The organism is Salipiger sp. HF18, assembly GCF_011806505.1.
Taxonomy (GTDB): Bacteria; Pseudomonadota; Alphaproteobacteria; order Rhodobacterales; family Rhodobacteraceae; genus Salipiger; species Salipiger thiooxidans.
In genome coordinates, this window is sequence record NZ_JAATOS010000474.1 from 1 (window position 1) to 3,068 (window position 3,068).

General features: G+C 68.0%; 2 protein-coding genes. Both read left to right on the plus strand.

What is annotated here, in order from left to right:
• The first annotated feature begins 325 nt into the window (after positions 1-325).
• The gene (locus HC022_RS22665; protein WP_167453908.1) at positions 326-1,510 is read left to right on the plus strand and encodes an efflux RND transporter periplasmic adaptor subunit; all 1,185 of its coding nucleotides are present in this window, start codon (positions 326-328) and stop codon (positions 1,508-1,510) included.
• A 37-nt stretch (positions 1,511-1,547) separates the two neighbouring features.
• The coding region (locus HC022_RS22670; protein WP_167453909.1) for an efflux RND transporter permease subunit at positions 1,548-3,068 on the plus strand (1,521 nt) is incomplete at its 3' end.

Below are 3,068 nucleotides of genomic sequence, written 5' to 3' on the forward strand. Positions count from 1 at the left end.
GTGCGCTTTGACATTCCCGCCCGGCGCGCGATCGCCGCCATGCTCACGTCTTCCAGCCGGCACTGGCACAGCAGCTCGCGTACGGCGTCGAGCACGATGTCCTGCCGGGTGGACTGGTCGATCTGCACCGGTCTGCCCCTCCGCCGCTGGATATAGCCGCAGCACTCCGATGATGGTTTTCGCAAATCGCGTCTCCTGTGCTGCGCTGCCGCGAAATTTGTCTGAGTCTCCGCGCTGCACTCTTTACAAAACCTGACGGTTTCCATAACGGGTTGCAAGACCGATCCGCACATGAGCGGCTCTTTGCCTTCTTCGGAGAGACATTATGCCCCAAGGATTCTTCCGATCCCTGCGCGAAAAGCTTGTGATCGGCGGCCTGCTTGCTGCCGCATCCGCCCTTCCCGTCGCCGCGCAGCAGGGCGAGCCCCCGCCGCAGCCGGTGACCGTCGTCACCCTCGAATCGTCCGACGTGACGCTGACCTCGGCGCTTCCGGGCCGGGTCACCGCCTCTGGCGTGGCCGAGGTCCGGCCGCAGGTCGGCGGCATCATCGACGAGCGCCTTTTCGAAGAGGGCCGCGACGTCACGCGTGGCGACCCGATGTACCGCATCGATTCGGCCACCTACGAGGCCGCCAAGGCCGCGGCGGAGGCATCGCTGGCACAGGCCGAGGCGCAGCTTGCCTCGGCAGAGCGCGAGGCCACCCGTCAGAACGAACTGCGCGAGCGAAACGTCGCCAGCCAGCAGACCCTGGATGACGCGCTGGCCGCGCGCGACGTGGCCGCCGCGTCGGTGAAGGTCGCCGAGGCCAACCTGCTGTCGGCCAACATCGACCTCGACCGCACCACGATCCGCGCCCCCATCTCGGGCGTCGCGGGCCTGTCGGAGGCAACGCAGGGCGCGCTCGTGACCTCGGGCCAGACCACCGCGCTGACCACCATCCGCCAGCTCGACCCGGTCTACGTCGACGTGACCCAGTCTGCCGCCGAGGTGCTGCGCTGGCGCCGGTCGGGCCAGCAGGTGGCCGAGGATTCCTCGGCCGTGGTGCACCTGCGTCTCGCCGATGGCGAGATCTACGAGCACGCGGGCTACCTCGCCGCCGCGGAGCCGCACGTGAACGAGCTGACCGGCGTGATCGTGCTGCGGCTCGAGTTCCCGAACCCCGAGCGGCTGCTGCTGCCCGGCATGTACGTGCAGGTCGAGGTGCCCCAGGGCCAGATCAACGGTGCCATCCTCACCCCGCAGGAAGGCGTGACCCGCGACCGCCGCGGCCGCCCGGTGGCCATGGTGGTGAACGCCGAGAACGTCGTCGAGACCCGCGAGCTGACCGTGCAGAGCGATCAGGGCGCCAACTGGGTCGTGACCGGCGGGCTCGAGGCGGGTGACCGCATCATCGTCGCCGGTCTGCAGAAGGTCTCGGTCGGCATGACCGTGACCCCGCAGGAGCGCAGCGCCGAGACCGAGGGAGGCGCAGAGCAGGCGCCTGCCGCCGACGCGCCCGCCAAAGAATAAGCCGCTAAAGCCGCGCCACAGGCGCCAGGAGTCCGCAATGGCCCGTTTCTTCATCGACCGTCCGGTCTTCGCCTGGGTGATTTCGATCCTCATCATGGGGGTCGGCCTGCTGTCGATCCTGAGCCTCCCGGTCGCGCAGTACCCCGAGATCGCGCCGCCCTCGGTGCGGGTCAGCGCCCAGTACCCCGGGGCCTCGGCCGAGACCGTGGCGAACACCGTCACCCAGATCATCGAGCAACAGATGACCGGGCTCGACGGCATGCGCTACATGTCCTCGTCCTCGACCTCGGCCGGCACCGCCTCGATCACGCTGACCTTCGAATCCGGGACCGACCCGGACGTGGCGCAGGTGCAGGTGCAGAACAAGCTGTCACAGGCGACCGCGCTGCTGCCCGAGACCGTGCAGCGGCAGGGCGTCACGGTCGAGAAATCCTCGTCGTCCTTCTTCATGGTGATCGGCCTGATCTCCGAGGACGGCACGCTCGAACAGGCCGACCTCTCGGACTACCTGAACTCTAACCTCGTGGACGAGTTCAGCCGGATCGAGGGCGTCGGTGGCGCGCAGGTCTTCGGCGCGCAATACGCCATGCGGATCTGGCTGCACCCGTCCAAGCTCGCCGCCTTCGAGATGACCCCGGCGGACGTGGTCAGCGCGGTCTCGGCGCAGAACGCCCAGATCTCGGCCGGTGCCTTCGGCACGCTGCCCGCGCCCGATGGCCAGCAGCTCAACGCCACGATCACCGCGCAGTCGCTGCTGTCGACCCCCGAGGATTTCCGCAACATCGTGCTGCGGGCCGAGACCGACGGCGGCCTCGTGCTGCTGCAGGACGTGGCGGACGTCGAGATCGGCGCCGAGAACTATTCCACCATCGCCCGCTACAACGGCCAGCCCGCCTCGGGCATGGCGCTGCAGCTGGCGTCGGGCGCCAACGCGCTCGATACCTCGGAGCGGGTCAAGGCACGCATCGAGGAGTTCTCCGAGTTCTTCCCCGAGGGCGTCAACTACGTCATCCCCTATGACACCACGCCCTTCATCGCGATCTCGATCCACGAGGTGCAGAAGACACTGATCGAAGCCATCGTGCTGGTGTTCTTCGTGATGCTGCTGTTCCTGCAGAACTTCCGCGCCACGCTGATCCCGACGCTGGCGGTCCCGGTCGTCATCCTCGGCACCTTCGGGGTGCTGGCGCTGGCGGGCTTCACCATCAACACGCTGACCATGCTCGCCATGGTGCTGGCCATCGGCCTGCTCGTCGACGACGCCATCGTGGTGGTCGAGAACGTCGAGCGGATCATGGAGGAAGAGGGGCTGTCCCCGCGCGAGGCGACCCGCAAGTCGATGGGCCAGATCACCGGCGCCCTCGTCGGCATCGCGCTGGTGCTGTCGGCGGTGTTCGTGCCCATGGCCTTCTTCCCCGGCCCCACCGGGGTGATCTACCGGCAGTTCTCGATCACCATCGTCTCGGCCATGGCGCTGTCGGTGCTGGTGGCGATGACCCTGACCCCGGCGCTTTGCGCCACGCTGCTCAAGTCCAAGGACGCGCACCACACCAAGCGC